The 26,995-nt window shown below is 61.8% G+C and carries 25 protein-coding genes; 1 reads left to right on the top strand and 24 read right to left on the bottom strand.

Annotated elements, in window-relative coordinates; all coding sequences use genetic code 11:
• Positions 1-11: 11 nt before the first annotated feature.
• The 20 genes from KGA97_RS10205 to KGA97_RS10110 all read right to left on the bottom strand — a co-directional run bounded on the left by KGA97_RS10205 (position 12) and on the right by KGA97_RS10110 (position 18,381).
• Positions 12-1,238, bottom strand: a complete 1,227-nt coding sequence (locus KGA97_RS10205; protein ID WP_223414650.1) for a beta-ketoacyl-ACP synthase — start codon at positions 1,236-1,238, stop codon at positions 12-14.
• Positions 1,238-1,966, bottom strand: coding sequence for a 3-oxoacyl-ACP reductase FabG (gene fabG, locus KGA97_RS10200; RefSeq protein ID WP_008039909.1), 729 nt, complete (start codon positions 1,964-1,966; stop codon positions 1,238-1,240). The genes KGA97_RS10205 and fabG overlap by 1 nt, the downstream gene beginning before the upstream one ends.
• Entirely contained in the window at positions 1,963-2,451 is a 489-nt protein-coding gene (locus KGA97_RS10195) for a hotdog family protein (protein ID WP_223480704.1), read from the bottom strand. The genes fabG and KGA97_RS10195 overlap by 4 nt, the downstream gene beginning before the upstream one ends.
• The gene (locus KGA97_RS10190; RefSeq protein WP_223480703.1) at positions 2,448-3,644 is read right to left on the bottom strand and encodes a beta-ketoacyl-[acyl-carrier-protein] synthase family protein; all 1,197 of its coding nucleotides are present in this window, start codon (positions 3,642-3,644) and stop codon (positions 2,448-2,450) included. The genes KGA97_RS10195 and KGA97_RS10190 overlap by 4 nt, the downstream gene beginning before the upstream one ends.
• On the bottom strand, positions 3,641-4,258 hold the full coding sequence (locus tag KGA97_RS10185) for a hypothetical protein (RefSeq protein WP_223480702.1): 618 nt from the start codon (positions 4,256-4,258) through the stop codon (positions 3,641-3,643). The genes KGA97_RS10190 and KGA97_RS10185 overlap by 4 nt, the downstream gene beginning before the upstream one ends.
• Positions 4,258-4,983 (bottom strand): class I SAM-dependent methyltransferase, encoded by a 726-nt coding sequence (locus KGA97_RS10180; RefSeq protein WP_008025142.1) that lies wholly within the window; start codon positions 4,981-4,983, stop codon positions 4,258-4,260. Before KGA97_RS10180 ends, KGA97_RS10185 begins: the two co-directional genes overlap by 1 nt.
• On the bottom strand, positions 4,980-6,227 hold the full coding sequence (locus tag KGA97_RS10175; RefSeq protein WP_207284691.1) for an NAD(P)/FAD-dependent oxidoreductase: 1,248 nt from the start codon (positions 6,225-6,227) through the stop codon (positions 4,980-4,982). The genes KGA97_RS10180 and KGA97_RS10175 overlap by 4 nt, the downstream gene beginning before the upstream one ends.
• A complete protein-coding gene (locus tag KGA97_RS10170) occupies positions 6,214-7,371 on the bottom strand; it encodes a hypothetical protein (RefSeq protein WP_008025140.1) in 1,158 nt (385 codons plus the stop codon). Before KGA97_RS10170 ends, KGA97_RS10175 begins: the two co-directional genes overlap by 14 nt.
• The gene (locus KGA97_RS10165; RefSeq protein ID WP_008039903.1) at positions 7,371-9,710 is read right to left on the bottom strand and encodes an MMPL family transporter; all 2,340 of its coding nucleotides are present in this window, start codon (positions 9,708-9,710) and stop codon (positions 7,371-7,373) included. Before KGA97_RS10165 ends, KGA97_RS10170 begins: the two co-directional genes overlap by 1 nt.
• Positions 9,694-10,398 carry an outer membrane lipoprotein carrier protein LolA gene (locus KGA97_RS10160; RefSeq protein WP_223480701.1) on the bottom strand — a complete coding sequence of 235 codons (705 nt, stop codon included), beginning with the start codon at positions 10,396-10,398 and terminating at the stop codon, positions 9,694-9,696. The genes KGA97_RS10165 and KGA97_RS10160 overlap by 17 nt, the downstream gene beginning before the upstream one ends.
• The gene (locus tag KGA97_RS10155; RefSeq protein ID WP_223480700.1) at positions 10,395-10,820 is read right to left on the bottom strand and encodes an acyl-CoA thioesterase; all 426 of its coding nucleotides are present in this window, start codon (positions 10,818-10,820) and stop codon (positions 10,395-10,397) included. Before KGA97_RS10155 ends, KGA97_RS10160 begins: the two co-directional genes overlap by 4 nt.
• On the bottom strand, positions 10,813-12,357 hold the full coding sequence (gene hutH / locus KGA97_RS10150) for a histidine ammonia-lyase (protein ID WP_223480699.1): 1,545 nt from the start codon (positions 12,355-12,357) through the stop codon (positions 10,813-10,815). The genes KGA97_RS10155 and hutH overlap by 8 nt, the downstream gene beginning before the upstream one ends.
• Positions 12,338-13,285, bottom strand: coding sequence for a glycosyl transferase (locus KGA97_RS10145; RefSeq protein WP_192226881.1), 948 nt, complete (start codon positions 13,283-13,285; stop codon positions 12,338-12,340). Before KGA97_RS10145 ends, hutH begins: the two co-directional genes overlap by 20 nt.
• Positions 13,282-14,016, bottom strand: a complete 735-nt coding sequence (locus tag KGA97_RS10140; RefSeq protein ID WP_008025129.1) for a glycosyltransferase family 2 protein — start codon at positions 14,014-14,016, stop codon at positions 13,282-13,284. The genes KGA97_RS10145 and KGA97_RS10140 overlap by 4 nt, the downstream gene beginning before the upstream one ends.
• 128 nt (positions 14,017-14,144) lie before the next feature.
• Positions 14,145-15,827 carry an acyl-CoA synthetase family protein gene (locus KGA97_RS10135; RefSeq protein ID WP_223480698.1) on the bottom strand — a complete coding sequence of 561 codons (1,683 nt, stop codon included), beginning with the start codon at positions 15,825-15,827 and terminating at the stop codon, positions 14,145-14,147.
• Positions 15,824-16,369: a hypothetical protein gene (locus KGA97_RS10130; protein ID WP_008025126.1), complete on the bottom strand. Its 546-nt coding sequence runs from the start codon at positions 16,367-16,369 to the stop codon at positions 15,824-15,826. The genes KGA97_RS10135 and KGA97_RS10130 overlap by 4 nt, the downstream gene beginning before the upstream one ends.
• The gene (locus tag KGA97_RS10125) at positions 16,366-16,620 is read right to left on the bottom strand and encodes an acyl carrier protein (RefSeq protein ID WP_008025124.1); all 255 of its coding nucleotides are present in this window, start codon (positions 16,618-16,620) and stop codon (positions 16,366-16,368) included. The genes KGA97_RS10130 and KGA97_RS10125 overlap by 4 nt, the downstream gene beginning before the upstream one ends.
• Before the next feature lie 9 nt (positions 16,621-16,629).
• Positions 16,630-16,890: a phosphopantetheine-binding protein gene (locus tag KGA97_RS10120; protein ID WP_008025122.1), complete on the bottom strand. Its 261-nt coding sequence runs from the start codon at positions 16,888-16,890 to the stop codon at positions 16,630-16,632.
• Positions 16,871-17,680, bottom strand: a complete 810-nt coding sequence (locus KGA97_RS10115) for a lysophospholipid acyltransferase family protein (protein ID WP_008025119.1) — start codon at positions 17,678-17,680, stop codon at positions 16,871-16,873. The genes KGA97_RS10120 and KGA97_RS10115 overlap by 20 nt, the downstream gene beginning before the upstream one ends.
• A complete protein-coding gene (locus tag KGA97_RS10110) occupies positions 17,656-18,381 on the bottom strand; it encodes a beta-ketoacyl synthase chain length factor (RefSeq protein ID WP_008042032.1) in 726 nt (241 codons plus the stop codon). The genes KGA97_RS10115 and KGA97_RS10110 overlap by 25 nt, the downstream gene beginning before the upstream one ends.
• A 355-nt stretch (positions 18,382-18,736) precedes the next feature.
• Here KGA97_RS10110 and KGA97_RS10105 point away from each other — a divergent pair, with 355 nt between their 5' ends.
• Positions 18,737-19,507 carry a ParA family protein gene (locus KGA97_RS10105; protein WP_008025116.1) on the top strand — a complete coding sequence of 257 codons (771 nt, stop codon included), beginning with the start codon at positions 18,737-18,739 and terminating at the stop codon, positions 19,505-19,507.
• Positions 19,508-19,641: 134 nt separating this feature from the next.
• Here KGA97_RS10105 and trxC read toward each other — a convergent pair whose 3' ends face one another.
• The 4 genes from trxC to KGA97_RS10085 all read right to left on the bottom strand — a co-directional run bounded on the left by trxC (position 19,642) and on the right by KGA97_RS10085 (position 26,801).
• Positions 19,642-20,076, bottom strand: coding sequence for a thioredoxin TrxC (gene trxC, locus KGA97_RS10100; protein ID WP_008042033.1), 435 nt, complete (start codon positions 20,074-20,076; stop codon positions 19,642-19,644).
• An 85-nt stretch (positions 20,077-20,161) separates the two neighbouring features.
• Positions 20,162-21,625 (bottom strand): protein adenylyltransferase SelO, encoded by a 1,464-nt coding sequence (gene selO / locus KGA97_RS10095; RefSeq protein WP_223480697.1) that lies wholly within the window; start codon positions 21,623-21,625, stop codon positions 20,162-20,164.
• A gap of 48 nt (positions 21,626-21,673) precedes the next feature.
• Entirely contained in the window at positions 21,674-25,024 is a 3,351-nt protein-coding gene (gene mscK / locus KGA97_RS10090) for a mechanosensitive channel MscK (RefSeq protein WP_223480696.1), read from the bottom strand.
• Between the two features lie 34 nt (positions 25,025-25,058).
• Positions 25,059-26,801 carry a potassium/proton antiporter gene (locus tag KGA97_RS10085; protein ID WP_008025108.1) on the bottom strand — a complete coding sequence of 581 codons (1,743 nt, stop codon included), beginning with the start codon at positions 26,799-26,801 and terminating at the stop codon, positions 25,059-25,061.
• Positions 26,802-26,995: the final 194 nt, after the last annotated feature.

Genomic DNA, 26,995 nt, shown 5'->3' with positions numbered 1-26,995 from the left:
TTTGATTTCGCTTAAACCCAGCGCTTGAAGATCAGCGAGGTGTTGACGCCGCCAAACGCGAAGTTGTTGTTCATCACATACTGATTACTCATCTGCCGAAACTCGCCGCGCAGGTAATCGAGCTTGCCGCAGTGCGGATCGACCTCATCGAGGTTGAAGGTGTGCGCGTACAAATCGCGGTTCATCATTTCGATGCTGAACCAGGATTCCAGTGCTCCGCAGGCGCCGAGGGTGTGGCCGAGGAAGCTCTTCTGTGAACTGATCGGCATGTGTTCGCCGAACAGGCTGCTGGTCGCCAGTGTTTCGGCGATGTCGCCCTGTTCGGTCGCGGTGCCGTGACCGTTGACGTAGCCGATGTCCGATGGCTGCAAACCGGCGTCTTCCAGGGCCAGCTCCATGGCGCGGCGCATGGTGGCCTGCTCTGGACGGGTGGTGTGCTGGCCGTCGGCGTTGCTGCCGAAGCCGACGAGTTCGGCGTGAATGTGTGCGCCGCGTGCCAGCGCGTGTTCGAGCTCTTCCAGCACCAGCATGCCGCCGCCTTCACCGATCACCAGGCCATCGCGAGCGCTGTCGTAAGGGCGTGGTGACGTCTGCGGCGCGTCGTTTTTCAGGCTGGTGGCGTAGAGCGCGTCGAAGACCATGGCTTCGGTGGGGCACAGTTCTTCGGCGCCGCCGGCGAGCATCAAGGGCAAGCGGCCGAACTTGATCGATTCGTAGGCGTAACCGATGCCCTGACTGCCGCTGGTGCAAGCACTGGAAGTCGGGATCAATCGGCCGGTGAGGCCGAAGAAGATGCTGATGTTGGCCGCCGTGGTGTGCGGCATCATGCGCACGTAGGAGTTGGCGTTCAGGCCTTCGGCCACCGAGTTGAGCAGCATGTTGCCGAATGCCTTGATTTCGTCGGTGCTGCCGGTGGATGAGCCGCAGGCGACGCCCATGCGCCCGTCCTTGATCGAAGGGTCACCGAGCAAACCGGCATCGGCCAAAGCCTGTTCCGCCGCGCCGACGGCCAGGCGCGAGACGCGGCCCATGCTGCGCAGTTGTTTGCGGGTCCAGTGGCTCGGCACTTTGAAATCATCAATGGGACCTGCCAGGCGCGTGTTGAGCTCGGTGAAACGGTCCCACTCGTCCATGCGGCGGATGCCGCTGCGGTTGGCTGCGAAGTTGCCGGCGATGGTTTCCCAGTCGCTGCCCAGTGAGGTGATGCCGGCCATGCCGGTGACGACGACGCGCTTCATCAGCACAGGCCTCCGTTGACGGCCAGAACCTGCCGGGTGATGTACGACGCTTCCGCCGACATCAGGAAATTCACCGCGCCGGCCACCTCTTCCGGGGTGCCCATGCGCTGTGCGGGAATCATTTTCATCAGTTCTTCCACTGGCACGTTTTCGTCGAGCATGGCGGTGTCGATCAGGCCGGGTGCGACGCAATTGACGGTGATTTTGCGCTTGCCCAGTTCAATCGCCAACGCTTTTGCCGCGCCGATCAAACCGGCCTTGGAGGCACTGTAATTGACCTGCCCGCGATTGCCGATCAAACCGGAAACCGAGGTGATGCAAACGATTCGCCCGGCGGCGCGACGACGGATCATCGGCATCATCACCGGGTGCAGCACGTTGTAGAAACCGTCGAGGTTGGTGCGCATCACCACATCCCAATCATCCTCGCTCAGCGCCGGAAAAGCACCGTCACGCGTCAGGCCGGCGTTGAGCACCACGCCGTAATAGGCGCCATGGCTTTCCACGTCGGCTTCGAGAATGGCTTTGCAGCTGGCGCGGTCAGACACGTCGAATTGCAGGATGCGTGCGTTGCGGCCCAAGGCTTCGATTTCGGCCTTCACCCCTTCGGCGTCAACCAGGCCGCTGCGGCAATGCAGCACGATGTCATGCCCGGCCTGAGCCAGACGCAACGCGATAGCGCGGCCGATGCCACGGCTGGAACCGGTGACCAGTACGGATTCAGTCATGCCTGCGTTCCTTGTGAAAAGCCTTGTAAAGAGCTTTGTGGGGTTTCATGAAGATATTGAGCGGCTTGCGGCGGGCGAAACACGTTCAGACGGGCGGTAGCGTGAATGCCGGGGGCGTTGATGTGGCATTCGAACACGCCCATGCCGTTGTCGTCTTCCAGCGAACGCAGCCCATGGATAGTCAGCTCGGTGCCGGCGGGAAAGTGGTCGACATTGCATTCGAATTTGCGGGTGCCGAGCAGGAAGCCCAGCTCCACCGCATCGCCTCGCTGGCGCGCATGGCAGCCGGCGAAGGCGGCGACGCTCTGGGCCATCAGTTCGATGCCGACCCACGCCGGCAGGCTGCCGTCGGGACGGTTGAACAGGCCATCGGGCTTGACGGTGAGGCGGGTGTGGATCTGCTCGTCATCGAACGCGAGGATCTGATCGATGAGGATCATGTCGCCAGCGTGCGGCAGCAGTTCGGCGAGCGGCCAGTCAATCATGGGGCGTCTCCGATAATCAGGCTGACGTTATTGCCACCGAAGGCAAAGGAGTTGCTCATCAGGTAGCGAGGTGCAATGGACGCCAGGCGATCGGCCGGGGTCACCCAATTCAGGGCTGGCAGTTGCGGGTCAGGCTGGCCGTCCCAGACATGTGGCGGCAACGTATGTGTTTGATTGTCAGCGCTCAGGCTCAGCCAGCAGAACGCCGCTTCCAGCGCGCCGGCCGCGCCGAGGGTATGACCGGTCATCGGTTTGGTCGAAGAACACGGCACGCCGGCCGGGAACAAGGCCGACACCGCGAGGCTTTCCATGGCGTCATTGTGTTGGGTGGCGGTGCCGTGCAGGTTCAGGTAACCGATCTGTTCGGGTTGCAGGTTCGCGCGGCCCAGGGCTTTGCGCATCGCTTGCAGGGCGCCACGGCCGGTCGGTTCCGGCGCGGAAATGTGGTGCGCATCTGAGCTGGCGCCACTGCCGAGCAGTGCAATCGATGGTTTATCGCCAGCCACTTTGGTCATCAGGAACAGCACCGCCGCTTCACCGATGTTGATGCCGTTGCGGTTGACCGAAAACGGGTTGCAACGTTGTTCGGACACCGCCTCCAGCGCCGAGAAGCCGTTGAGGGTCAGCTTGCACAAACTGTCGACGCCGCCGCACAACACTGCGTCGCACAGGCCCAGGTCCAACAGGCGCTGGGCACTCATCAGCGCCCGGGCGCTGGAGGTGCAGGCGGTGGAAATCACATAGGCCGGGCCGCTGAGTTGCAGCCAGTCGGCAAGGAAATTCGCCGGTGCGCCGAGTTCCTGTTGCTGATAGTCGTAATAGTCCGGGAACTGATGTTCGCGGATGTAATGGGCCAGGCCGCGGCTGGCTTCATCGATGCCGGACGTGCTGGTGCCGAGGATCACGCCGATGCGGTCGCGGCCGTAGGTCTGGATCGCTTGATCAATGTCGTCGCGGATTTGCAGCGCCGCTTCCAGCAACAACTGATTGTTGCGGGTGCTTTGCTTCACCAGTTCCGCCGGGATCGGCGCCAGATCACCGCGCACTGCGGCCACCGGCAACGAACGTTCCGGCACCCAGCCAGACTCGATGCGCATGCCGGAGCAATCGCCGGCAAACAGGTTGCGCGCGACTTCGTGCTTGTCGCGGCCCAGGGCGCAGATCACCCCGAGGGCGTTGAGGTAGGCGGTCATGGTGTCTCACCGGACAGGGGCGTGACTTGGTACGTCGGACCTTTGGGCAGGTTCAATTCAAAGCTCATCGGTTGTGAATAACGGACTTCCCAGTACTCGGGCAGGGAGCGTTGTGCGCCATGCTGCCAGGCCGTTGGGTAGTTGCCGCGCAATTCATCCTTGGGCGTCAGCGCAAACACCAACGCCGCGAACAGCTCACGGGCTTCCGGGTTGGGCGGCAACAGGCCGTCCGCTTGCCATTGACCGTCGATCAGTTTCTGACGTGCCTGTGGAATGCCCAGCAGGTCCATCATCGACCAGCGAATGCCCGGGCCTTCACGCGCAATCACCAGCACCCAGTCCTGACGCTGGCCGTCCGCCAGACGCTGGATGTGCAATTGCTGCGGCAACGGCAGGTTCGGGGTTTGCTCGGGCAGCGGTGCCTTGCTGGCGCAGGCGCTGATCAGCAGGACCGCGCCAATGAGCAGAAATCGCATTAACACCGCCGCCCCTGTGGGAGCGGGCTTGCTCGCGAAGGCGGCGTTACATTCAACATTTATGTTGGCTGACCCACCGCTTTCGCGAGCAAGCCCGCTCCCACAAGGTGTGTACTTCGAGCGATTGACAGTGAACATCACACAGCACCTTCAAGCGGTTTGCGCGCCACCACATTGACCAGGGTTTCTTCCCGTTGGCCGAAGGGTTTTGGCTGGCGCAGACCCCAGCGTTCAAGCAGGCCGAAATCCTTGGCGCGACTCCACCACAAGTAAGGATAAGACACGTTGTGCGGGCCGAATTCGAAACCCTGGCGACGAATCATTTCAAGGTACCCGGCGGCGCTCTTCTGCACATGCATCGGATGGCGGAACAACCAACGGATCACCCAAGTATCAATGTAAGCCTCGGTGGATTCGGCGAACAGCAGATAACCGCCCGGCTTGAGTACACGGTAGAACTCGGCGAGCGCTTTGTCCTGTTCCACCAGATGATGGAAGGTCTGGTGACAGAACAACAGGTCGACGCTGGCATCCGGCACGGCCAGCGTGGCGCAGTCGCTGCCGATCAACTCCACGTCCATGCCCTGACGGGTGGCTTCTGCACCGCTCAGGTCGAGGCTGTGCGGGTCGGCGTCTACACCGATCAGGCGCTGTGGCGCAAAGGTCTGGCGCAGGTACTGGAACGACTTGCCCTGGCCGCAACCGGCATCCAGCAACACCGGATGGGCGGGCAACGGTTCGCTGAACAGGCTGCGCAGGTCATTGATCGCCACACGCAGCACATGGTGCTGCCAGGTGTGGCTGCGCAGGAACCAGAACCCGAAGCGTGTCTCCTCGACGTAGTTGTCGCTCAAGTAGCTCATGTGGCATCCCTTGCACAGAGTTCCGACAGCATCCGCAGCCGGCGTTTCGGTTCGGCGACGAACGGATTGCGTTCATCCCAGGCGTAACCGGCGAGGATCGAACTGATCATGCGGCGGATGTCCGGCGAGCTGTCCGGATGGAAAATCACGTCCTGGAACGTCCCGGCATACCAGCCTTCAACGTAGCAGCGGAAGGTGTCGACGCCGCGCTTGAGCGGTGTGGCGAACTCGGTTTGCCAGTCGACACGTTCACCTTGCAGTTGGCGATGCAGAACACCGGCGGCCATGCTCGCCGAACGCATGGCGATGGTCACGCCGGAGGAGAACACCGGGTCAAGAAACTCCGCCGCGTTGCCCAGCAGCGCAAAACCCGGGCCGTGCAGGGTTTTGACGTTGGCCGAGTAGCCGCCGATGGTGCGCGCCGGCGTATCCCACACCGCGTTGTTCAACACGCCGGAGAGGCTTGGCGTCTCGGCAATGAAACCGCGCAGGCAATCGTCCAGGTTCTCGGCACGACCGGCAAAATGCTCCGCCGCCGCGACCACGCCCACCGAGCAGCGGCCGTTGCTGAACGGGATGGTCCAGAACCAGACATCGCGTTTGGTTGGATGCGTGGTGACGAGGATTTTCGTGCGGTCGAAACCCGGGTGGTCGATGTGGTCTTCGACGTGGGTGAATACCGCCTGGCGCACCGGGAAATTCGAGGGTGCCTCAAGGTCGAGCAGGCGCGGCAGGACGCGGCCGTAGCCGCTGGCATCGAGCATGAAATCAGCCTCGACGCGGTACTCGCTGCCATCCTCGCGCTGCACGCCGAGCAGCGGTTTTTCCCGCTCGATATCGACGCTGACGATCGCTTCGCCATAGCGGATTTCCGCGCCTTGCAGCGCGGCTTGATCGGCCAGCAGTTTGTCGAAATCGGCGCGCTGGACTTGAAACGTGGTCGGCTTGCCGTTGCTGAAGGTGTCGCCGAAATCGAAGGCGCTGTACTGCTCGCCCCAGGCGAACGCCGCACCGGTTTTCAGCTGGAAACCTGCAGCGTTAACCGCCTCGAGCATGCCGGCTTCTTCGACGAAATCCAGGCAGTGCGACAGCAGGCTTTCGCCGATGGAGAACCGTGGGAAATGCTGGCGTTCGATCACTAAAACATCGTGACCCTTGCGCTTGAGCAGCGCGGCGGCGATGGCGCCCGATGGACCGGCGCCGATGATCACTACCTGACGACGTTCCATTTCAACGATTGGCATGGGGGCTCCTTGCCGGGACGGCAGCTTTCAAAGGGATTCGGTGCATGCCGGCCAATGCCGGCAGCAATGTCGCGATAAGACCCATCAGCATCAGCGCAAAGTACAGCGGCGGGCTGATGAGCTGTTGTTGCAGCAGCAGGTTGAGAAAGACGATCTCGCTCAAGCCGCGAATATTGAGCAGCACACTTTCGCGCCAGCGACTGGCGCCCGCAAACGAAGCGCCGGCCCAGCCAAGTCCCAGCCAGTTGCCCAGCAGTTTGCTGGCAATCGGGAACAGCAGCAGCGCAGCCAGTTGCGCCCAGCTCAGGCTGTCCATGGCGCTGTGGACGTTGATCTGCACGATGCCGAACGTCAGGATCAACGGGATCGCGATCCAGGTCTGCAGGCGATTCATCCACGCCGCCGGCATTGGCAGCACCAGCGGCACCTTCAGCGCGGCCATGCACAACAAGTAACCGATGCCGACAATCAGCGCATTGAGCTTGTAGTGCTCGGCCACCACCAGCAACGCGAAGAAACACCCGCTGTAGAGTCGTGGCTGGCGCAAGCCGAGTACCCGCAGCAGCAAGGGCACACATGCGCAGACCAAGGGCAGCAGCAAACTGCTCAGGTGCAGGCTGCCTTGGGCGATGGCGAACACGGTCCAGCACGTGAGGTCGATGAGGATCGCGGTTTGCACCAGGCGCCGGGTCGCGGCGACCGGGTAATCGATATGCCGAAGGTACAGGTACAACACCGGAATCGCGGTAATGGCGAACAGCAGGCCGACCGCTAAAGAGCTGATCCACGGCTGTGGCGGCAACAGCCAGATCGCTGTCGCGAGCCCGCCGGCGAACGGAATGCAGAAACTCGGCAGGGCGATTTTCAGGCTCTGGCGGTCCAGGCGCAGGTCGATCACGTCGCTGAGGATGTAGCCCAGCAACAGCGCGAAACTCAGGCTGTAGAGGTTTTTCAGCCAGATCGGTGCGACCAGCGTCGCGCCGCTCAAGTGCCACTGAGGTTCGATCCAGAAGTACATCAGCAGCGGCAAACCGACGGTGGCCAGCAACAACTGGCTGACGATCGGGATCAAACCGAAGTGGCGCCCGACACGCGTGGCCACGGCGAACAGCGCCAGGGCCATTGCCCAGAACAACACGACCATCACGCTGCAGACTCCGCGACCGTGGCCGCTTGCACGTGCCGTCCGGCCCACGGCGCGAGGATGAAGCTGAACGCCAGGCCGAGGCTCACCGACAACCCGAAGTTGCTCACCGCTGGCGTGCTGGACACGGCCAGCAATCCGAACGACAGCCACGTGGTCAACGCCGCCAGCAAGGTGCCCAGCAGGCTGACGGCGGCGCCGCCGACCTGTTCGCGCATGAGGATCGCGTAATCGACGCTGATCGCCGTCACCAGCAGCAGGCCGAACAGGCTGAACAACGTCAGCGGCTGTCCGAGCCAGCCGAGACTGGCGAGGCTGCACAGCGCCGCCAGCAACGGCAGGGCGACGATGCGCAAGGCGCCGCCAAGGCCGAACGGCAGGATCAGCACCAGTACGATCAGCACGCAGGAGGCGAGTTTCAGTTCCGCAGCGCTGATCTGGGTTTTGGCGAACACGTTATTCAATTCGCCCAGACGATCCACCAGTTCTACCCCCGGCAAGTCCAGCGCTTGCACCCGCAGCAGTGCAGGGTTGTTCAGGCCTTGCAGGCTGACCATCGCCGCCACGCCGTCTTCGGTCGGGCCCAGCCATAGCGTGCGATAGGGTTCGGCCAGCGGACCGGTCAGTGCGCTGTCGATGTCTTCGACCGGCAGGGCCTGCAACTTCGCCAATTCGGTTTTCAGTGCTTCGACCGGCACGCCGACGTCGAGCAGCGGTTGCCAGAACGCCGGCAACTTGTTCAGCGCTTCGCGCACTTGCCGTTGTTCGCTAGGCTGGCTGACCAGTTGGTTCAGCGATAGATAGCCTTGAAGTTTGTTCAGATTGACCAGCTGATCCAGCCGCTCGCTCAACGCGGTTTGGCGTTCGAGCAATGCTTGTTGATTGGCCGCTCGCACCAGGAAGAACTGGCTGGTGGGTTGGTAGCCGGTGATGCGCGCAATGGTCTGGGCTTCGTCGGTCAATTGCTGCGGTGCGCCGACCCATTGGCGAATATCGTTTTTGGTATCGAGCTGCAACAGACCGCCCACGCAGAAGGCAATCAGCAGCACCAGCAGCACGGGCGTACGGGCGATTTTCAACAGCCTTTCGCGCAGTGCCAGCAAATACTCGGCGACGCGCAATGGCCATTGCGCCGGGCGCAAATCCGAACCCTTGAGCAGCGCAGGCAACAGGCACACCGCAGACAGGTAGGCGCCGAGCAGGCCGGCGGCGGAGAACACGGCGATCTGGGTCAGGGCCGGGAAGGGGGTCCAGGCCAGCGCGAGGTAACCGATGCAGCTGGTGATCAGGCTCAGCGTCAGCCCCGGCAAGGTCAGGCGCAACGCCGGCCAGCTGTGCCAGGGTTTCAGGCTCCAGCTCTTGGACAAATAGTGCAGCGGGTAATCGACCGCGACGCCGATCAGGCTGGAGCCGAGCACCAGCGTCATCACATGCATATGGCCGAACAGCGCCACGCACGCCACCGCGCCAAACAGCATGCCCACCAGCACCGGGACGAAGGCCAGCAATACGCGCAAACGGCGGAAGGCCAGCAACAACAGCAACAGAATGCCGACAGTGGCACCGCCGCCGACCCAGGTTATCTCGCGTGTGGCTTGCCGCTGCCCGTTGGCCGCGTAGAGCAAACCGCTGGCGGCCAGCAGTTGCACGTCAGCCTGGGCCGCTTCTTCACGGCTGTGTTTGAGCAGATCGGCCACTTGCAGCGGCAGGTTCATGTCGAAAGCATTGCCGGTGGTGCGCGCCCGCAGCAACACCCAGCTCTTGCCATCGGCATCGGCAACCAGCGCGCCGCTGCCGATGTCCAGTTGCACCGAACCGTGTTGCGGCTGGCTGTTCTGGATGCGCCCGGTCAGGCCCAGCCAGTCATCCTGGCTCGCCACCAGGCTGAAACCGGTGAATGGGTCGAACAATGCCTGCACCCGTTGCTGGATGAACGCGTCGGGGTGCTCGATCAATTGTTGGCGATCCGCTGCCGAGAGCATCGCCAACCTGCCTTGCAGCAGTTGCGTGCGCAGCGCCGGCAAGTCGGCTTGCAGGGTCCACTGGACCTTTTCGAACAAACCGCTGGCCTGCCATTGCTCGCCCAGTTTCTGCGCCATGGCGACGGCTTGCTGGCGATCGGTGTGACCGACCAGCACCAGCATTTCGCGGTTCAGCGGTTCTTGCATGCGTTGTTCGGCGCGCAGTTCCAGCGCGTCCGGCGCCGTGCCCGGCACCAGTTCCATCAGGTTGGCGGACAGCGGCGCGCCGTCCCGCCATTGCCAACCGGCGAGCGCGAGCACCGCCAGCAGCAGGATCAGAAACAGCCGTGGAAGCGTGCGTTCACTCGGCAAAGTCATGTTGCTCCGCGTCGCTCAACGGTTGGGTGGCGGTGCTGTCCTGCATGCGCAGCAAGGTGCTGTCACCCTGGGTTTCCAGCAACTCGATGGTGTTCACCAATTCGCCACCGGTGATGTTGATCTGATTGAACACCTGCTTGAGCAGCAGAGAACGCGGGGTCAGCGTCAGTTTCCAGTTCTGCGCCTCACCGCTCAGCGACAGTTCGAAGTCCCGTTGCAGCCCGCTGCTGTCGCCTTGCAGCACGGCGAGGAACAAGCGGTTCTGCTCGGCGCCGGCACTCTTGCCAGGCAGCATTTGCCAGCCGCTGGCGTCACGTCGCGCAATGCCTTTGCCGGTGATGCGGTAATCCTGTTGCAGCGGCGTTTTCAGCAACCACAGCAGGCCGTGGTTTTTCGCGAGAACGAAGGTGCCCTTGCTGGTCAGCGGCTGGGGCAGGGCGCGCAGGTGTTTTTCCTGGATGAAGTGGCCGTGGATCACATCGGGTTTGGCCAGTTGATCGCTGAGCTGTTGCAGATCGAAGGCATGGGCCAGGCCTGGAATGCCCAGCAACAGGCACAACACTGTAGGAGCGAGCTTGCTCGCGAAAAACCTGAGAGCGCCGCGGAGTGTCAGGTGTCCCGCGTCATCGTTAACGAGCATCGCCGGCAAGCCGGCTCCTACAGGGGAGCGGGGGTGGCAGAAAATCATGACAGGGCCCTTGCGACGGCGTCGGTGAAGATCTTGGGTGAGGCGAGTTGCATCTCTCGGCTGCCCATGTCGACTGCAACCTGCACGGAGACGGCGCGGGTCAAGCGTTCGCCGGTTTCCAGGTCGCTGATCAGGTAGTTGATCTTCAGCCGGTTCTCCCACTCCACCAGATTGGCGCGCACGTTCAGCTTTTGGCCGAACACGGCACCACGCACATAGCGCAATTGCAGGTCGATCACCGGCCAGGCGTAACCCGACTCGGACATGGCCGTGTAGTTGTGGCCGATTTTATCCAGCAGCGCACAACGGGCGATTTCCAGGTATTTGATGTAATGGCCGTGCCAGACCACGTTCATGCTGTCGACGTCAAAGAACGGCACGAGGATTTCCGTATCAGTGTGAAGCACTCCCTTGCTACGCATGCAGCCTCCAGTGTTGCTCGGCAATCCGTTTCAGGCACAGGCGCAATTCGCCTTCCAGCGCGCGGTCTTCGATGACCGGCGGGAAGTCCTTGGCCAGCTCTTCATGCATGGCAGCAAGGGTCGGTGGCAACGGGCGCGCGTCCTCGGCCTTGCTGCGCAGCCACGCGCCCTGATTGGCGGCGAGCAGCGTGGCGGCAGCGACCTGTTCGGTCAGCTCCAGCACACGAATGGCATCGCGGGCAGCGATGGTGCCCATGCTCACCTTGTCCTGGTTGTGGCATTCGGTGGAGCGTGAAAACACGCTGGCCGGCATGGTGTTTTTCAGCGCTTCGGCGGTCCAGGCGCTGGTGCCGATCTGCACGGCTTTGAAGCCGTGGTTAAGCATCGCTCGATCTGCCGTGGCGCCGGAAAGGTTGCTCGGCAAGCCATGGTTGTAACGCTCGTCCACCAGCAACGCGAGTTGACGGTCGAGCAGGTCGGCCACGTTGGCCACCAGGTTTTTCAGGCTGTCCATGGCGAACGCGATGTGGCCGCCATAGAAATGCCCGCCGTGCAGCACGCGCTCGGCTTCGGCGTCGATGATCGGGTTGTCGTTGGCGCTGTTGAGTTCGATCTCGATGAACGAACGCAGCCAGTTCAGGCTGTCGGCCAAGACGCCGAGCACGTGCGGCGCGCAGCGCAGGGAATAACGGTCTTGCAGGCGATGCAGCGGCGCGGTCGGCGCGTCGATCGCCAAATCCTTGCGCAGCCACGCGGCGACCTGCATTTGCCCCGGATGCGGTTTGGCGGCGAACAGGCGCTCGTCGAAGTGCTCGGGATTGCCTTGCAGCGCGACCACGTTCAGCGCGGTGATGCGCGTTGCCAGTTGCAGCAGGTAATCGGCGCGGGCATAGGCCAGGCAAGCGAGGCCGGTCATGACGGCGGTGCCGTTCATCAGCGCGAGGGCTTCTTTGGGGCGCAGCACCAGCGGCTCCCAACCGAGTTCGCGGTGCACATCGGCGGCCTGGCGGCGTTCGCCACGGAACATCACTTCGCGTTCGCCGGACAAGGTCGCGGCGACATAGGACAGCGGCGTCAGATCACCGCTGGCGCCCACTGAACCTTCTTCCGGGATCAGCGGCAAAATGTCGTGTTCAAGGAATGCTTGCAGGCGTTCCAGCAGCTCGATGCGAACCCCCGACACGCCGTGGCACAGCGACTGCAAACGTGCAGCCAGCACCGCGCGGGTGGCTTGGGCGTCGAGCAGTTTGCCCAGGCCGCAACCGTGGAACGTGTACAGATGACGCGGCAACGCTTCGACGTGATGCAGCGGCACCGCGACCACGCAGGAATCGCCGTAACCGGTGGTCACGCCATAAATCACGCCTTCCTTGTCCAGCAGGGAATCGAGGAATCGTGCGCCCTTGGCGATGCGCTCGCGGTACGCAGGGTCAGCCTGCAACTGCGTCGGCACCTGACGGTTGGCCAAGGCCAGCACGTCTTCGATGCGCAAAGGGAGTTCGCCGAAGGTTACCGGCTCAAGCGTTGGCGTCGTCATCGGTCTTCCAGAAAGGGTAAAAGTTGAACCATTGTTGAGGTGCTTCGAGGCAATAGTGACCCAGGCGCTCGGCGTAGCGGGTCGCCCACTGATGAATGACCTGCTCGCGGTCGCTGCGCTTCCAGGTGATCGCATCGGCGAACGGTTCGAGGGTCAGTCGATAATCGCCGTCGGGTTTTTTCAGGCACAGCATCAGGTTGACCGGGCATTTCAACAGGCCGGCCAACAACCATGGCCCCTGCGGAAATTTTGCCGGATGGCCAAGGAAATCCACGGTCACGCTGCGCCCGCCGTGCAACGGCACGCGATCACCGGCAATCGCCAGCCATTCGCCGCGCTCCAGGCGCTCGTGCAGTTGCAGCATGATCACCGGGTCCAGTTCGCTGACCTGGATCAGCCGCAGATTGGTGGCCCCGGCTTCGCCCAGCAGACGATTGAACTGCTCGGCGTGCTTGGTGTGCACCAGCACGTTCATCGTGACCTTTTCGCCGATCTCCGCCAGCGCGCGGCAGACCTCGAGATTGCCCAGGTGTGCGCCCACCAGCAGTTGCCCGCGGCTGCCACGCAACTGATTGCGCAGCAACGCCGGGTCGACGATTTCGATCTGCTCGATGCTCAACTTGCCGTTCCACACGTCGAGTTTGTCGAGCATCGAATCAGCGAAGGCCATGAACTGACCGAATACCCGCCAATGGGTCGGACGCAATTCAGTGCGAGCGCTCCAGTCGGCGAGGCGTTGCTGGTATTGCCAGGCACTGCGGCGGGCGCTGCGACCGAACAGGAAAAAGTACAGAACGATGCCGTACAACAGCGGGCTCAACAGTCGGCGGCCAAGGACTTTGGCACCGAACGCAGTGAGCTTCATCAGCCAGAAACTGCCGCGCTCTTCGCGGTCGGCCCAATGCTTTTTGTCGACGTTGCTGCTCATGCTCGCCACCGCCGCCAGAGGATCACCGGCGCCCGCAGCAACATGCCGAAGAACAACCGGGTGTGCATGCTCGAAATCAGCACATTGTCGTGGAACATGCGGAAATGCGAGACGCCGTCCAGCGGGTAATGCACCTTGGTGGGCAGCCACTGCATCGGCTGATTGCGCCAGGACAGGCGCACCAGAATGTCCGAGTCGAAGTCCATGCGCTTGCCGACTTTGGCCGATTCGATCACGGCGAGGGTCGGTGACAATGGATAGACGCGGAAACCGCACATGGAATCGCGAATCTGCAACGACAAGGTGTTGATCCACACCATCACGTGCGTCAGGTAGCGGGCGTACAACCGACCTTTCGGCACACTGGCGTCGTATTGCGGATAGCCGCAGATCACCTCGCGCGGATGGGTGCGTGAGTGCTCGATGAACGTCGCGACGTCTTGCAGGTCGTGCTGGCCGTCGGCGTCCACCTGCAAGGCGTGGCTGAAGCCCAGGCGTGAGGCTTCGCGCAGACCGGTCATGACCGCGCCACCCTTGCCCTGGTTGGCGGCGAGGCGGATCAGGTAGACCATCTCGCGCTCAGCCAGGCGATCGAGCACCTTTGCGCAGGCCGGGCTGCTGGCATCGTCCACCAGAATGCATGGCAGGCCGCAGGTAATCAGGGCGTCGACCACCGTGGTGATGGCGGTTTCGTGGTTGTAGACGGGCACGACGGCGCAGGGGTTATGCATGTTGGCGTACACCTGGGAGACCGCGTTGCCCCATTCGCGAGCAAGCCCGCTCCCACATTGGAATTGTGCAAGACGTCCCCCTGTGGGAGCGGGCTTGCTCGCGATTGAGTGCGTAGCACTCACCAAATTTATGCATCACTCGAAGCCTCCAGCAAAATCCGCCCGCTGGAACACGTGGCGGTCTCGTTGCGATAGGCGAAATACAACTTGCTGCGTACCGGATCGAAACGCAGGTGTAACTGGATTTCATCGCCGGGGCGCACCAGTTGCTGGAACTTCAGCACTTCCATGCCGGCGAATTTTTCCGGCAGGTTCATCAACTGTTGGCCAAGGCTCAACGCCCAATCCACTTGCACCACGCCGGGCAATACCGGCGCCTGAGGGAAATGGCCGCTGAAGTAGGCGAGGTCCGGTGGCACCGCCAGTTGCAGGCTCCATTCGCCATCGGCTTCGACCTGCTCCAGCACTTGCGGCGCCTTTGGACGCGGCGCCAGCAACTGCGCTTCGACGTCGGCCTGAGGCAGTTTGCCCTGAGCGTTCAGCGGCAACTGCCGCAGTAAACGCCAACGTCGAGGCAAGGCAAGGGCTTCGCAATGCTGGCTCAAGTGTTGGCGCAATGCCTGAGTGAGGGTGCGTCGACCTTGATTGCGCAAGGCATGCAAACCTTGCTCGCTCAGCACCAGCAACGCACCCAGTGATGCGCGATTTTCCTGAACCACGCCCAGGCGCGCTTCGGCGACCCAGTCGTGGGCCATCAGCGCGTGTTCCAGCATCGGCAAGGAGATACGTTTTTCTTCCAGTTTGACGATCCGGTCCAGACGGCCCAGCAATTCGAAGCGGCCATCGGCAGCGATTCGCGCGGCATCCGCGGTGTGTTCAATATGGCCGGGCGGCAGGTACGGCGAGGCAATGAGCAGCGCGCCATCGCTGTCCTGGCTCAATTCGATGCCGGCAAACGGCTGCCACAAATCAAGTCCCTGGCGCCAGGCAATGCCGCCGGTTTCCGAGCTGCCGAAGATTTCCGTCGGCCACTGTTGCAGGCGTTGCTGCAGGCTTTGCGCCGCCTCGGCCGGCAATGCGCCGCCCGAGGAAAACACCCGACGAACCGCGCTCAAGGCCGGCCAGTCGAGGTTGTCGCCCATGCGTTTGAGCAGCGCCGGGCTGGCGACCCAGGCGAAGGCCGGGTGTTCGCGGCTGGCGCGCTGCAAATCTTCCGGAAAGGCCAGTTGCTTGCGCACGAACGAGCGCCCGGCACACAGCGGCCACAACACCCGAAACAGCAAACCGTAGATGTGTTGGGTGGCGACGCTGCCGATGATGCAGGCTTCAGCCAGATCGGCGCCCCAGAGGTGTTCCAGAGCTTCGACTTCATTGGCCAGTTGGCGCAGGTTTTTGTCGATGCGTTTGGGTGCGCCACTGGAGCCGGAGGTGCACAGGCTAAGCGTGCAGCGATCCAGGTCCAGCGCTGCTGCACTTAGCGGCGCATGGCGATAGTCGCTCAACTGAACGTCATCGGCCTGATCCGTCAGCCACAGATCGACTTCGCTCGACCAGCGCTGGCGCGTCTGGGGTTGCAGGTCGGCAGGCAGCAACACGCTGACCCCGGCCCGCCAGGCGCCAAGCAGGGCAATTGCCAGGTCGGCGGCGTCTTCCAGATGCACGGCAATGCGCTGCACACCCTGCGCTTGCAGGCCGGCGGCCAGGCTCAGGGCCTGTTCGCACAACTGTGCGTGATTCAGCACCGGCCCGGCCGTTACGGCGCGTTCCGGCTGAGCCTTGAGCAACAGGTGCTCAAGTTTTATCCAATTCATGGGTGGCCTCGTACCCGTTGTCGTATAAGCCATTCAATGGCAAACATCAGGCCGATCAATCCATAGGAGATCAGGCCGGTGTACAACATCCACCAACTCAGCGGCGCCCAGAGGGTCAGGGCGGCGGCGCACAAACCGTTGCAAAGAAAAAACCAGCACCAGGCAATGGTGACCTGGCGGGTGTAACGAATGGCCTTGGCCGGCAAGCGTGGCTCACGCAGGCGGGCCAGACGCTCGATCATCGGCGGGCCGAATTTCAGGCTCAACCCGAACAGCACCAGCATGAAGCCGCTGATCAGCACGGGGTACCAGCGCAGCATGGCAGGGCTGTCGAACAGGGCGAGCAACAGGCAAAACACGATGGCGACGATGGCCATCCACAGGCTTCCTGGTCGCCGCACGCCCGTCACCGCTCGCGCCAGCCACAGGCTGCCCAGCAGCAGGCCGAACTGCCACGGGGCGAAATGCTCCATGCCGAAATACACCGCGAAAGGGTACAGCAGCCCCGCGAGCAGCAGGCCGAGGCCGATCAGTCGACTCATGCGGCCGGCTGAACCAGACGGTAGACCGCCTCGACGACGTCGCTGACGGTACGCACCGATTTGAATTCTTCGGCGGCGATTTTCTTGCCGGTCTGGCGTTTGATGTGATCGATCAGGTCGACCGCGTCAATGCTGTCGATTTCCAGGTCCTGGTACAGGTTGGAGTCGAGGCTGACACGTTCTGGATCCAGCTCGAAGAGTTCGACCAAGGCATCGCGCAAGGTGTTGAAAATGTCGTCACGAGTTTGCATGGTCCGGTCTCAAGCTGCCTGTTTTGCAGTGACGAACGCCGCAAGGCTCGCCACGTTGCTGAAGTGATTGCGGGTGTCCTTGGCGTCGGCATCGATTTTGATGCCGTACTTTTTCTGGATCGCCAGGCCGAGTTCCAGGGCGTCGACGGAGTCCAGGCCCAGGCCTTCACCGAACAGCGTCTGGTCATTGCCGATGTCTTCGACGCTGATGTCTTCGAGGCCAAGGGCATCGATGATCAACAGTTTTATTTCACGGTGCAGATCGCTCATCTTCGGCGAGCTCCTTAATAAAGTAGTGATGCAGGTAATCATTGAGCTTGCGCGAGGCTTGAGGCGCCGGGCCTTGTGCAGCGAAGGCCTGTGGGTCTATATCGGCCCCGACACGGAAACTGAAGTGCACGCGACGTTTAGGGATCCGATACCAGGGTTCAGCCTTGGTCAAAGTGGTCGGGCTGACCTTGATGACCACCGGTGTGAGAATTTTCGCACCGCGCAGTGCGATCGACGCCGCACCCCGATGGAAGGCGGGTGCTTCGCCGGGCTGGGTGCGGGTGCCTTCGGGGAAAATGATCAGGGTCTGGCCGCTTTTCAGCGCGTCGGCCGCGGCGTCGAGCATGTCCATGCTGCCGTCGTTGCTGATGTATTCGGTGCAGCGTAACGGGCCACGGGTGAAGGGGTTTTCCCACAGGCTGCTTTTGACCACGCAGTTGGAATGGCGCACCAGGCCGATCAGGAACACCACGTCGATCAGCGACGGGTGATTGGCGATGATCATTTGCCCGGGGCGGCCGAGTTTTTCCGCGCCCTCGATGTCGTAGGTCAGCACGCCGGTGCGGGCCATGAACCGGACGAAAAACCAGAAACAGCGGCTGACGGTTTGCCGCGCACGCAAGCGGTGCGTCTGCGCATCGCCGGGCAGACAGCCCAGCACCGGGAATACCACCAGGCGCAGGCAAAGCCCGCCCAATCCGAAGAGGGTGAAGCTTGCGGCGGTGGCCAGCAAACGCCAGTAATAGGCGTCGCGGTTTTTTTCGGTTACCGATTGCGTTGCCAGTTCCATACACGATTTTTCCAGGCATGTTGGCAGGTGGTCTGCTGGCCCAGCAGGGTACGCAAGAGATTCAGGGCATGGGGCCAGTGGGCTTTGGACAACTCATCCGAAGTGCTGTTCAAGGACAGTTGCCAGTCATTGCCCGGTGTGAGCAACAAAGCCACCGCGTAGGGAAAGGGCACGTCGTCGATCCAGGTCGAATAGGCTTCGGGTGGCTGCTCTTCGGTGACCACCAGCAGGACGGCGGGCGCTCCTTCGCCAAGCAGCGCCGCAGCCTCTAGCATGCCGTGTTCAAGGCCATCGCCGGCCGCAGCCAGCGCGGTCATTTCGCTGGTTTCGCCGCGCATGATCGACCACAGGCCGATGACTGCGTTGTGCACAGACAGGCTGAACTGAGTCGGCGACAGGGGCTGGTCGGCGGCCAGATCGCTGAGGATTTCGAAGGTGCGCGGGGTTTCGCCGTGGCGGGAAATAAAGACCAACGGTAGGTCAGGGCGACCATCGGCCAACGGCCAGCCGACACTGAACGCCATCCGCGCCAGACGGCTGAGCCGCCGCCGTTGCATGGCCGGCAGAAACGAGACGTCGGGGGCGGCATCGCAGCTTGGCAGCACGACCGGTTGTCGGCTCCAGGCCTGCCAATCGTCCACGCTTTCGAGCCCAGGGGCCCACGCGCGCCATTGGGCGATGTTGAAGTTGATCACAGACATTCATCCCGCCCCTGCGGGCTTTCTTGACGCGGCAAGTCGCAAAATCGGCGATTCACCTGACGTGACGCTGAGCGTCGAGTGGCGCGCATTATCCCGTTGCGGCGAGCGCGTAGCAAATGCTGGTTACATTTTGCTCAACGAAATGTACCGATTGGTTCGTGAAAAGCTGTCGTTTGGCCATTATTCACATCGGTGGACGGATGTCTGCCGGCGCCGAGAGCATTTTTCCGGACAAGAAGGCGGCTTTTTCAGTGAGTGTTTGCACCTGACTGCGTAGTCCCTGTGCCGGCGAGGTAGCTAAGCGACGCCGTGGACTACTACACTCGGTCATTCTTTGATACACGGAGGTTTTGACATGCGGCGCGTGGTATTCAATCAGAAAGGCGGCGTAGGCAAATCCAGCATTGCCTGCAATCTGGCGGCGGTCAGTGCCAGCGAGGGCTATCGCACCCTGTTGGTGGATCTTGATGCTCAGGCCAATTCGACCCAGTACCTCACCGGGCTCACCGGTAATGACATTCCGATGGGGATTGCCGACTTCTTCAAGCAAACGCTGTCTTCAGGCCCGTTTTCGAAGAAAAACCAGGTCGATATCTACGAAACCCCTTTCGACAACCTCCACGTCATCACCGCCACCGCCGAACTGGCGGACTTGCAACCCAAGCTTGAGGCGAAACACAAGATCAACAAGCTGCGCAAACTGCTCGACGAGCTGGCCGAAGATTACGACCGGATCTACCTCGATACGCCGCCAGCACTAAACTTTTATGCGGTTTCTGCCTTGATTGCCGCCGATCGTGTGCTGATCCCCTTCGACTGCGACAGTTTCTCGCGTCAGGCACTGTACGGTTTGCTGGCGGAAATCGAAGAATTGAAGGACGACCACAACGAAGGGCTGGAAGTGGAAGGCATCGTCGTCAACCAGTTCCAGGCCCGCGCCAGCCTGCCCCAGCAGATCCTCGACGAGTTGATTGCCGAAGGGCTGCCCGTGCTGCCGGTGTACCTGGGCACTTCGGTGCGCATGCGCGAATCACACCAGGCCAACACGCCGCTGATCCACCTCGACCCACGGCACAAGCTGACCCAGCAATTCGTCGAGCTGCATAGCCTGCTGGAAAATGCCTGATCTTCCCGGCACCACCGAACCCCTGTGGGAGCGAGACCGGCTTGCCGGCGATAGCGGTGTGTCAGACAACATCAATGTTGAATGACAGATAGCAATCGCGAGCAGGCTCGCTCCCACAATTGATTGCGGTGTTCTTAAATCCCTTGGCTACGCAACCAGCTCATCAACTGCGGCAACGGAAACGCCCCGCTCTGGCGTGCCACTTCCCGGCCGTTCTTGAACAGAATCAGGCTCGGAATCGAGCGAATCCCCAACTGCGCCGACAACTGCTGATTCGCCTCGCTGTCCAGCTTGGCCAGCCTGCATTTGCCCGCCAACTGACTGGCCGCCTGCTCAAACACCGGCGCAAACGACTTGCACGGCCCGCACCAGTCCGCCCACACATCCACCAGCAACGGCAGATCGCCCTTGATCTGACTGGCGTAATCACCTTGTTTCAATTCGAAAGGCTTGCTCAGCAAGACCTCGGCTTTGCAGCGCCCGCATTTCGGCTGATCGCCGAGGCGCTCGGCGGGGATGCGGTTGAGGCCGTTGCAGTGGGGGCAGGGGATGAGGAGTGGTTCGGACATAATCGGGCTCTGAATAAATGGGTAATCAGTGAAGCTGATCTGGAGTCGAAGTCGGTGGTTATCAAGGCGACATTCCGTAAGTCACTCAAGAGGAACAACTGATCTCCAAATGCTTCCCCCACTCCGGCGGCCGTTCGGCGTAACCCTCCATCCCCGGTTGCTCCTCGAACGGATTGCTCAGCACCGCATGCAGCCGGCGAACCTCTGAATAGTCGCCGCTCTCCGCCGCGTCGATGGCTTTCTGCGCCAGGTAGTTGCGCAGGATGTAGAGCGGATTGACCGCGTGCATCCGTTGGCGGCGTTGTTGCTGGTCAACTTCACCTTCGCGGGCAACACGGGCGACATAGCGTTCTGCCCAGGCATCAAAGCCCTTGATGTCGACGAAGTCGTCGCGCAAGCGGGCGACGGCCTGTTCGGGTGACTCGTCGCCGAGGCGGCGGAAGAACAGGCTGTAATCGACGCCGCTGTTCTGCATCAGTTGCAGCAATTGCTCCAGCAGTTTCTGGTCATCGTCTTCAGCGGTGGTGAAGCCGAGGCGGCGGCGCATCAGGTCAAGGTAGTGAGCCTGGAACAGCGGCAAATACAGGCCGAGGGTTTCGCGCAGGGCTTCGACGCTGATGAACGGCGTCAGCGCCTGGGCCAGGGCGCTGAGGTTCCACTGGCCGATCGGCACCTGGTTGCTGAAGGAATAACGGCCCTGATCATCGGAGTGGTTGCAGATGAAGTTGGCGTCGAAGTCATCGAGGAAGGCGAACGGGCCGAAGTCGAAGGTGATGCCGAGGATCGACATGTTGTCGGTGTTCATCACGCCGTGGCAGAAGCCATAAGCCTGCCATTTGGCGATCAGCTCGGCATTGCGCTCGACGACTTCGCGGAACATCGCCAGGTACGGTTCTGGCTGTTCGAGGCATTCCGGGAAGTGCATGGCCAGCAGGTGCTCGCCGAGCTCTTTCTGCTTTTCGGGGCGTTTGGTGTAGTAGAAATATTCGAAATGCCCGAAGCGCACATGGCTCGGTGACAGGCGCAGGATCATGGCTGCGCGTTCCTGTTTTTCGCGCCACACCGGCGTGTCGGAGCCGATCACGCACAACGCGCGGGTGGTCGGGATGTTCAGGGCATGCAGCGCTTCGGACGCAAGAAACTCACGGATCGACGAACGCAGCACCGCACGGCCATCGCCCATGCGCGAAAAAGGCGTCTGACCGGCGCCCTTGAGGTGCAGGTCCCAATGCTCGCCGGCCTCGTTGTAGACCTCGCCCAGCAGCAGTCCGCGACCGTCGCCCAGTTGTGGGTTGTAGGAGCCGAACTGATGCCCGGAATAGACCATCGCCCGCGGAATCGCATCGGCCCACAGCTTGTGGCCGCTGAACAGCTCGGCGAACTCCGGGGTTTCGGCCACGGCCGGATCAAGGTCGAGCAGCGCCATGGCGGCAGGGCTCGCGACGACCAGGCGCGGATTGTCGATGGGCTCGGGCAGTACGTGGGCAGAAAACGTATCGCCCAGGCGATCGAAGCGATTATCGAAGGTCAGTTCGTCGAGGGCTTTCACCGGCCATCTCCAGCAGAATGTCCGAGCATTCTGCTAGGGATAGGGCGGTTAGTCGAGTTTGGCGGGCGGCGGCTCTTGCAGCGGTTTGCCGTCGGCCATCGGCACGATGGTTTTGGCTTCCGGCTCGATGGGCACCATTTTGTATTCCTGGCCGTGCAGGTTCTTCAGGTAAACCTCCATCTGCCGGAACGAAATGTTGATGTGCTGCTTCTTGAACTCGCGGTTGATGAAGCGGTTGACCTCATCGAGTACCGGGTTGCGGTCGCCGAGGTCACGCACATGCATGCGCAGCTCGTGGTCGAGGGTGCTTTCGCCGAAGTTCAGGAAGTACACGTGCGGTTCCGGATCCTTCAGCACGCGCGGGTTGTCCCGGGCGGCTTTGAGCAGCAGTTCTTTCACCAGGTCCAGGTCCGAACCGTAATCGACGCCGAGCTTCAAGGTCACCCGGGTAATGGTGTCGGTCAGTGACCAGTTGATCAGTTGCCCGGTGATGAACGTCTTGTTCGGGACGATGATGTCCTTGCGGTCGAAGTCGGTGATGGTCGTGGCGCGGATGCGGATCTTGCTGACCGTGCCCGACAGGTTGCCGATGGTGATCGTGTCGCCGATCCGCACCGGGCGTTCGAACAGGATCATGATCCCGGAGATGAAGTTCGCGAAAATCTCCTGCATCCCGAAGCCAAGTCCCACCGAAAGCGCCGCCACCAGCCACTGCAACTTGTCCCAGCTCACGCCGAGCGTGGACAGGGTCGAGACGAAACCGATGCCGGCAATCACGTAAGACAGCAGCGTGGTCGTGGCGTAGGCGCTGCCCTGCGCCAGGTTCAGCTTCGACAATACGAACACTTCCAGCAGCCCTGGCAAGTTGCGCGCGAGGGCGAAGGTGATGCCGATGATGATCAGCGCCCCCAGCATGTCACCGATGCTGATTGGCACCATGCTCATGTTGGCGCCGGTGCCGCTGGTGTATTCGTAGAGGGTGATGTTGTCGAGGTACGAGAACACCGAAATCAGATCGGACCAGACCCAGTACAGCGCAGCGATGAAGCCGCCGAGCAGCGCCAGGCGAATCAGGCGCAACGACTGCTCGTTGACCTTCTCGATGTCCAGGGTCGGCTCTTCGATCACCGCTTCGCCATCGCCGGCCTCTTTCGCTGCCTGACGTTTGGCCAGGGCGCGCTGGTACGCGAGACGGCGTGCCGCAACGCTCAGGCCGCGGACGAACGTGGCTTCGATCACCAGCCAGAACATCAGCAGGTAAAGCGTGTTGATCAAGCGGTCGCTGAGCTTCAGCGCGGTGTAGTAGTAGCCGAAGCACACCGCCACGAACAACGCGACAGGCAGGACGGTGAACATGACCCCGACCGCTTTGCGGAACAACGAGGCGTTTTCGTGCGTCGGGCTGCTGATCAGCAATCGACTGAGCAGCCAGGTCATCAAGGCGTAGCAGATCAGTACGACCGGCATGCCCAGCACGTCATCGGCCAGCCCCGCCGGTTGCAGCTCGGCAACGGCCACCACCGCAACCAACGCCATGACCACCAGCCCGAGACGACGGACCCAGCCCTGGAGGAATTCGACCTGAGGCTTTTCCCAGCGGAAATGCAGTTCGGCGACGCCGCCCGGCGCGAGGATCCGGTAGGCGGTGTAGAACACCAGCCAGGCCTGAGCCATTTGCAGCAGCGCCGCGCCCATGTTGGCGTTCTGCCCCCGAGCGTCGATTTGCAGGGCCAGGCCACACAGGGCCAGGCCCAGCGCAACCGGCAATGCCAGCAGAATATTGACCAGAATCGCCTGCGGCGTGTGCAACTGGCTGTCACGTTTGAAGTGGCCGATGTCCTGGTGAACCTTGTTCAGTCGGGCATACAGGCTTTTGCGCCGCCACAGCAGGGCGCCGATCACCAGTACCAACGGTAGAAACAGCAACGGTCGCTGAGTCAGGCCGTCAATCAATTCACTCACGCTCGACGCCAGCGGCAGGGTCGCCACCTGGCGTTGCAGACGTTCCGGCACGCCGCGCATCCATTCAAGATCGAGCGGCTTGTTGCTGGGAATCCAGAACATCTGTTCGTCGAGGGTCGCCCGCAGGCTTTGCGCGGTGCTGAGCAGTTGTTTCTGATTGAGTTGCAGCGTGATCGATTCGTTGAGCACCGCGCTCAGTTCGCGGTTCAGCCGCTCCAGCAGGTCGGCGCGGGTCGTGGCCAGTTCCAGCAGGCTCTTGCGCAGTTGCGGGGTGACTTGCTCGGGTGGCTGAGTCGACAGCAGGTTGTCGACATAGGTCGCCGGGTTGCTGAGCAATTCCCGTTGCTGGCTGACTTCGAACTGATACAGGCGAATGTCGGCGATCTGGTCGGCCAGGTCGCGGTCGACCTTGAGGCGCGGCAGGCCCTGTTTCTGTTTGTAGAGGATTTTCGACAGCAGCAGGCTGCCCTTGAGCACGCTGATTTGCTCGTCGAGGGCCGAATCGCTCTGGGTTACGTTGTCGAGTTGCTGCTTGGTTTGCAGGTTCTGCTGGGTGACTTCGTTGAGACGGTCGGTGCTCTTGAGCAGGTAGTCCGAAAGCTTCAGGTTTGCCGCACTTTCGGTGGCCAGCAGGGCGCTGCCGCCGGACTTCTGCGCTTCGATGGACTGCTGCGTCACCGTCTCCTGGGACTGGGCCAGGCGTTTCTGGTTGATCAGGTTTTGCAGCTCCTGGATTTCGCGATCCAGGCGGTCGGATTTTTCCGAGAGCAAGTCATGCTGGCTGTTGCCCAGGTCCTGCAACTGACTGTTGCCGGCCAGTTCCTGGCGACGTAGCGGGATCAGTGCATTCAGTGCCGCGAGTTCGGCATTGAGCAGGTCGCGCTGTTCGCTGCTCAAGGTCTTGCCGTTGTCTTTGCCGGCCTTGAGGATGTTATTGATCTGCTGGATGCGCGTCTGGCTGGTGGAAATTTCAGCCTGGGCGCGCTCAGGGCGGGTCTGGGCGGTAATGACCAGGCTGTTCGCATCAGCGAGGGCTTTCTGCAGATCACTTTGCTGGGTCGCGCGCTCGGTCAGCATCTGCTCGAGCTGCTGCACGGATTCTTTGCCATAGCGTTGCGCCACGGGGATGGCGCTGCTGGCTTTGAGGCGCGTCAGTTCGCGCTGGTTCTCGATGTTCTGCTTGGGCGCGGTAGCGAGTTGCTGCTTGAGATCGGCCAGCTTGCGCTCGTAATCACGCTTGTTGTTGAGCTGGGTCAGCGTGCTTTGCAGCAACGTTTGCAGGGCTTTCTGATCGGCTTCCGGCAGTTTGCGGTCGGCGATCTTGTCCAGGCTCGCCTGCACGGCTTCGCTGGACGGTGGTTCCGCCGCTTGCAGGGTGCCGACAGACAGACTCAAGCCCAGCAGGGCCATGATGAAAAAGGTGCGCAGGGTTGACATAGAGACCGATCGAAAACGAGACGAAGAATGAAGTTTAGAGGAAGAGTCCCGGACCCGGGCGACTTCCTTCGGGGAATCTGACGCCCACTTTGCCGATCTTGTTCCCTTCCATGACCGCGACGGTCCAGATGGTGTTGTTCCACTCCACCTGGTCACCCACGACTGGCGCACCGCCCACTTTGTGAGCAATGAAGCTGGCCAGAGTCATATCCGGATCGATGCCTTCGACTTTCAATCCGTACAGGGCAGCAACCGCCGCCAGCTGGGCATCTCCTTCGAGTACGAAGTCGCCGAAGAAACGCAAATCGAGGCCTCGTTGAGGCGCCTGGCTAAACAGTTTTCCAAGGGCCGGCAGGTTGTGTTCGTGCCCGATTACGCAGAGCAAATCATCGACTTCGAGCACCGTACTACCCGACGGATGGAGCAGTTGCTGGCCACGAAACAGTGCGGCGATGCGTGTGCCTTCGGGCATTTTCAGTTCGCGAAGGGGCGAACCGATGCACCATTTTTCGGCACCGAGGCGATAAACGAACAGCTCCCACTCGCTGGTGACATGCACTTCCAGGGCTGAGCGCGAGATCGGCGCAGGTTCCGGTGGCACCGTCACCTTTAACAGTTTGGCGATCCACGGCAGGCTCGTCCCCTGTACAAGCAGCGACACCAGCACAATAAAGAAGGCGAGGTTGAAGTAGAGCTGGGCGTTGGGCAGGCCGGCCATCAGCGGGAACACCGCCAGAATGATCGGGACCGCGCCGCGCAGGCCGACCCAGGAAATGAAGGCTTTCTCTCGACCGTGGAAGGCCTTGAAGGGCAGCAGGCCGACCAACACCGACAGTGGCCGTGCAAACAGGATCATCCACAGCGCCAGGCCCAGCGCGGGCAGGGCAATCGGCAGCAAGTCGTGCGGCGTGACCAGCAGGCCCAGCACCAGGAACATGCCGATCTGCGCCAGCCACGCCATGCCGTCGAGCATGTGCAGAATGCCGTGGCGGCTGCGTACCGGACGGTTGCCGATCACCAGGCCGCACAGGTAAACCGCGAGGAAACCGCTGCCGTGCAGGGCGTTGGTCAGGGCGAACACCACCAGGCCGCCGGCGATCACCAGAATCGGATAGAGGCCGGTGGCCAGATTGATCCGGTTGACCAGTTGCAGCATCAGCCAGCCGCCACCGAGCCCGATCACGCCGCCGATGCCGAACTCGCGCAGCAGGTGGGTCAGCAGGCTCCAGTGCAGGCCGGTCTGGCCGCTGGCGAGCATGTCGATCAGGGTGACGGTGAGGAACACCGCCATCGGGTCGTTGCTGCCGGATTCGATTTCGAGACTGGCGGTGACCCGTTCGTTCAGGCCTTTGCCGCCGAGCAGCGAGAACACCGCCGCAGCATCCGTGGAGCCGACGATGGCGCCGATCAGCAGGCCCTGAATCAGGTTCAGATCGAACAGCCAGGCCGCGGCCATGCCGGTCAGCCCGGTGGTGATCAACACCCCGACCGTGGCCAGCGACAGCGCCGGCCATAACGCCACACGAAAACTCGACACCCTGGTGCGCAAACCGCCGTCGAGCAGGATCACCGCCAGTGCAAGGTTGCCGACCAGATAGGCCGTTGGGTAGTTATCGAAAATAATCCCGCCGCCATCGACGCCGGCGGCCATGCCCACGGCCAGGATGATCACCAGAATCGGGATACCGAGGCGGGACGAAAGTGAGCTCACCAGAATGCTCGCACCTACCAGCAACGCGCCGATCAAGAACAGGCTGTTGATGGTCGTCGCATTCAAAGGCAATACTCCAGAAAGCTGAAAGGCGGGCACACACTGACCATGCAGTCTGCGTGCCAGCGATTCTAACCTGTTGAAATGTGATGCTGTCAAAAAGCTTTTGCAGATCAAAAGCCCTACGCATGATCCGTCTACACGCGATCCCTTGTAGGAGCCGGCTTGCTGGCGATGGCGATTTCACAGACGCCATCGCC

The organism is Pseudomonas sp. BF-B-15 (assembly GCF_019946675.1).
GTDB lineage: Bacteria > Pseudomonadota > Gammaproteobacteria > Pseudomonadales > Pseudomonadaceae > Aquipseudomonas > Aquipseudomonas migulae.
Note: the sequence above shows the minus strand (reverse complement) of the source record. Positions and strands in the feature narration are given on the sequence as shown.

What these genes read in the sequence shown, in the direction of transcription:
- KGA97_RS10125 (WP_008025124.1), bottom strand. Translation starts at nt 16,620, where the DNA reads ATGCAAACTCGTGACGACATTTTCAACACCTTGCGCGATGCCTTGGTC.
- KGA97_RS10130 (WP_008025126.1), bottom strand. Translation starts at nt 16,369, where the DNA reads ATGAGTCGACTGATCGGCCTCGGCCTGCTGCTCGCGGGGCTGCTGTAC.
- KGA97_RS10170 (WP_008025140.1), bottom strand. Translation starts at nt 7,371, where the DNA reads ATGGTCGTGTTGTTCTGGGCAATGGCCCTGGCGCTGTTCGCCGTGGCC.
- KGA97_RS10120 (WP_008025122.1), bottom strand. Translation starts at nt 16,890, where the DNA reads ATGAGCGATCTGCACCGTGAAATAAAACTGTTGATCATCGATGCCCTT.
- hutH (WP_223480699.1), bottom strand. Translation starts at nt 12,357, where the DNA reads ATGACGACGCCAACGCTTGAGCCGGTAACCTTCGGCGAACTCCCTTTG.
- fabG (WP_008039909.1), bottom strand. Translation starts at nt 1,966, where the DNA reads ATGACTGAATCCGTACTGGTCACCGGTTCCAGCCGTGGCATCGGCCGC.
- KGA97_RS10195 (WP_223480704.1), bottom strand. Translation starts at nt 2,451, where the DNA reads ATGATTGACTGGCCGCTCGCCGAACTGCTGCCGCACGCTGGCGACATG.
- KGA97_RS10140 (WP_008025129.1), bottom strand. Translation starts at nt 14,016, where the DNA reads ATGCATAACCCCTGCGCCGTCGTGCCCGTCTACAACCACGAAACCGCC.
- mscK (WP_223480696.1), bottom strand. Translation starts at nt 25,024, where the DNA reads ATGTCAACCCTGCGCACCTTTTTCATCATGGCCCTGCTGGGCTTGAGT.
- KGA97_RS10110 (WP_008042032.1), bottom strand. Translation starts at nt 18,381, where the DNA reads ATGTCTGTGATCAACTTCAACATCGCCCAATGGCGCGCGTGGGCCCCT.
- KGA97_RS10185 (WP_223480702.1), bottom strand. Translation starts at nt 4,258, where the DNA reads ATGTTCACTGTCAATCGCTCGAAGTACACACCTTGTGGGAGCGGGCTT.
- KGA97_RS10145 (WP_192226881.1), bottom strand. Translation starts at nt 13,285, where the DNA reads ATGAGCAGCAACGTCGACAAAAAGCATTGGGCCGACCGCGAAGAGCGC.
- KGA97_RS10115 (WP_008025119.1), bottom strand. Translation starts at nt 17,680, where the DNA reads ATGGAACTGGCAACGCAATCGGTAACCGAAAAAAACCGCGACGCCTAT.
- trxC (WP_008042033.1), bottom strand. Translation starts at nt 20,076, where the DNA reads ATGTCCGAACCACTCCTCATCCCCTGCCCCCACTGCAACGGCCTCAAC.
- KGA97_RS10165 (WP_008039903.1), bottom strand. Translation starts at nt 9,710, where the DNA reads ATGACTTTGCCGAGTGAACGCACGCTTCCACGGCTGTTTCTGATCCTG.
- KGA97_RS10105 (WP_008025116.1), top strand. Translation starts at nt 18,737, where the DNA reads ATGCGGCGCGTGGTATTCAATCAGAAAGGCGGCGTAGGCAAATCCAGC.
- KGA97_RS10135 (WP_223480698.1), bottom strand. Translation starts at nt 15,827, where the DNA reads ATGAATTGGATAAAACTTGAGCACCTGTTGCTCAAGGCTCAGCCGGAA.
- KGA97_RS10205 (WP_223414650.1), bottom strand. Translation starts at nt 1,238, where the DNA reads ATGAAGCGCGTCGTCGTCACCGGCATGGCCGGCATCACCTCACTGGGC.
- KGA97_RS10180 (WP_008025142.1), bottom strand. Translation starts at nt 4,983, where the DNA reads ATGAGCTACTTGAGCGACAACTACGTCGAGGAGACACGCTTCGGGTTC.
- KGA97_RS10190 (WP_223480703.1), bottom strand. Translation starts at nt 3,644, where the DNA reads ATGACCGCCTACCTCAACGCCCTCGGGGTGATCTGCGCCCTGGGCCGC.
- KGA97_RS10175 (WP_207284691.1), bottom strand. Translation starts at nt 6,227, where the DNA reads ATGCCAATCGTTGAAATGGAACGTCGTCAGGTAGTGATCATCGGCGCC.
- KGA97_RS10160 (WP_223480701.1), bottom strand. Translation starts at nt 10,398, where the DNA reads ATGATTTTCTGCCACCCCCGCTCCCCTGTAGGAGCCGGCTTGCCGGCG.
- KGA97_RS10155 (WP_223480700.1), bottom strand. Translation starts at nt 10,820, where the DNA reads ATGCGTAGCAAGGGAGTGCTTCACACTGATACGGAAATCCTCGTGCCG.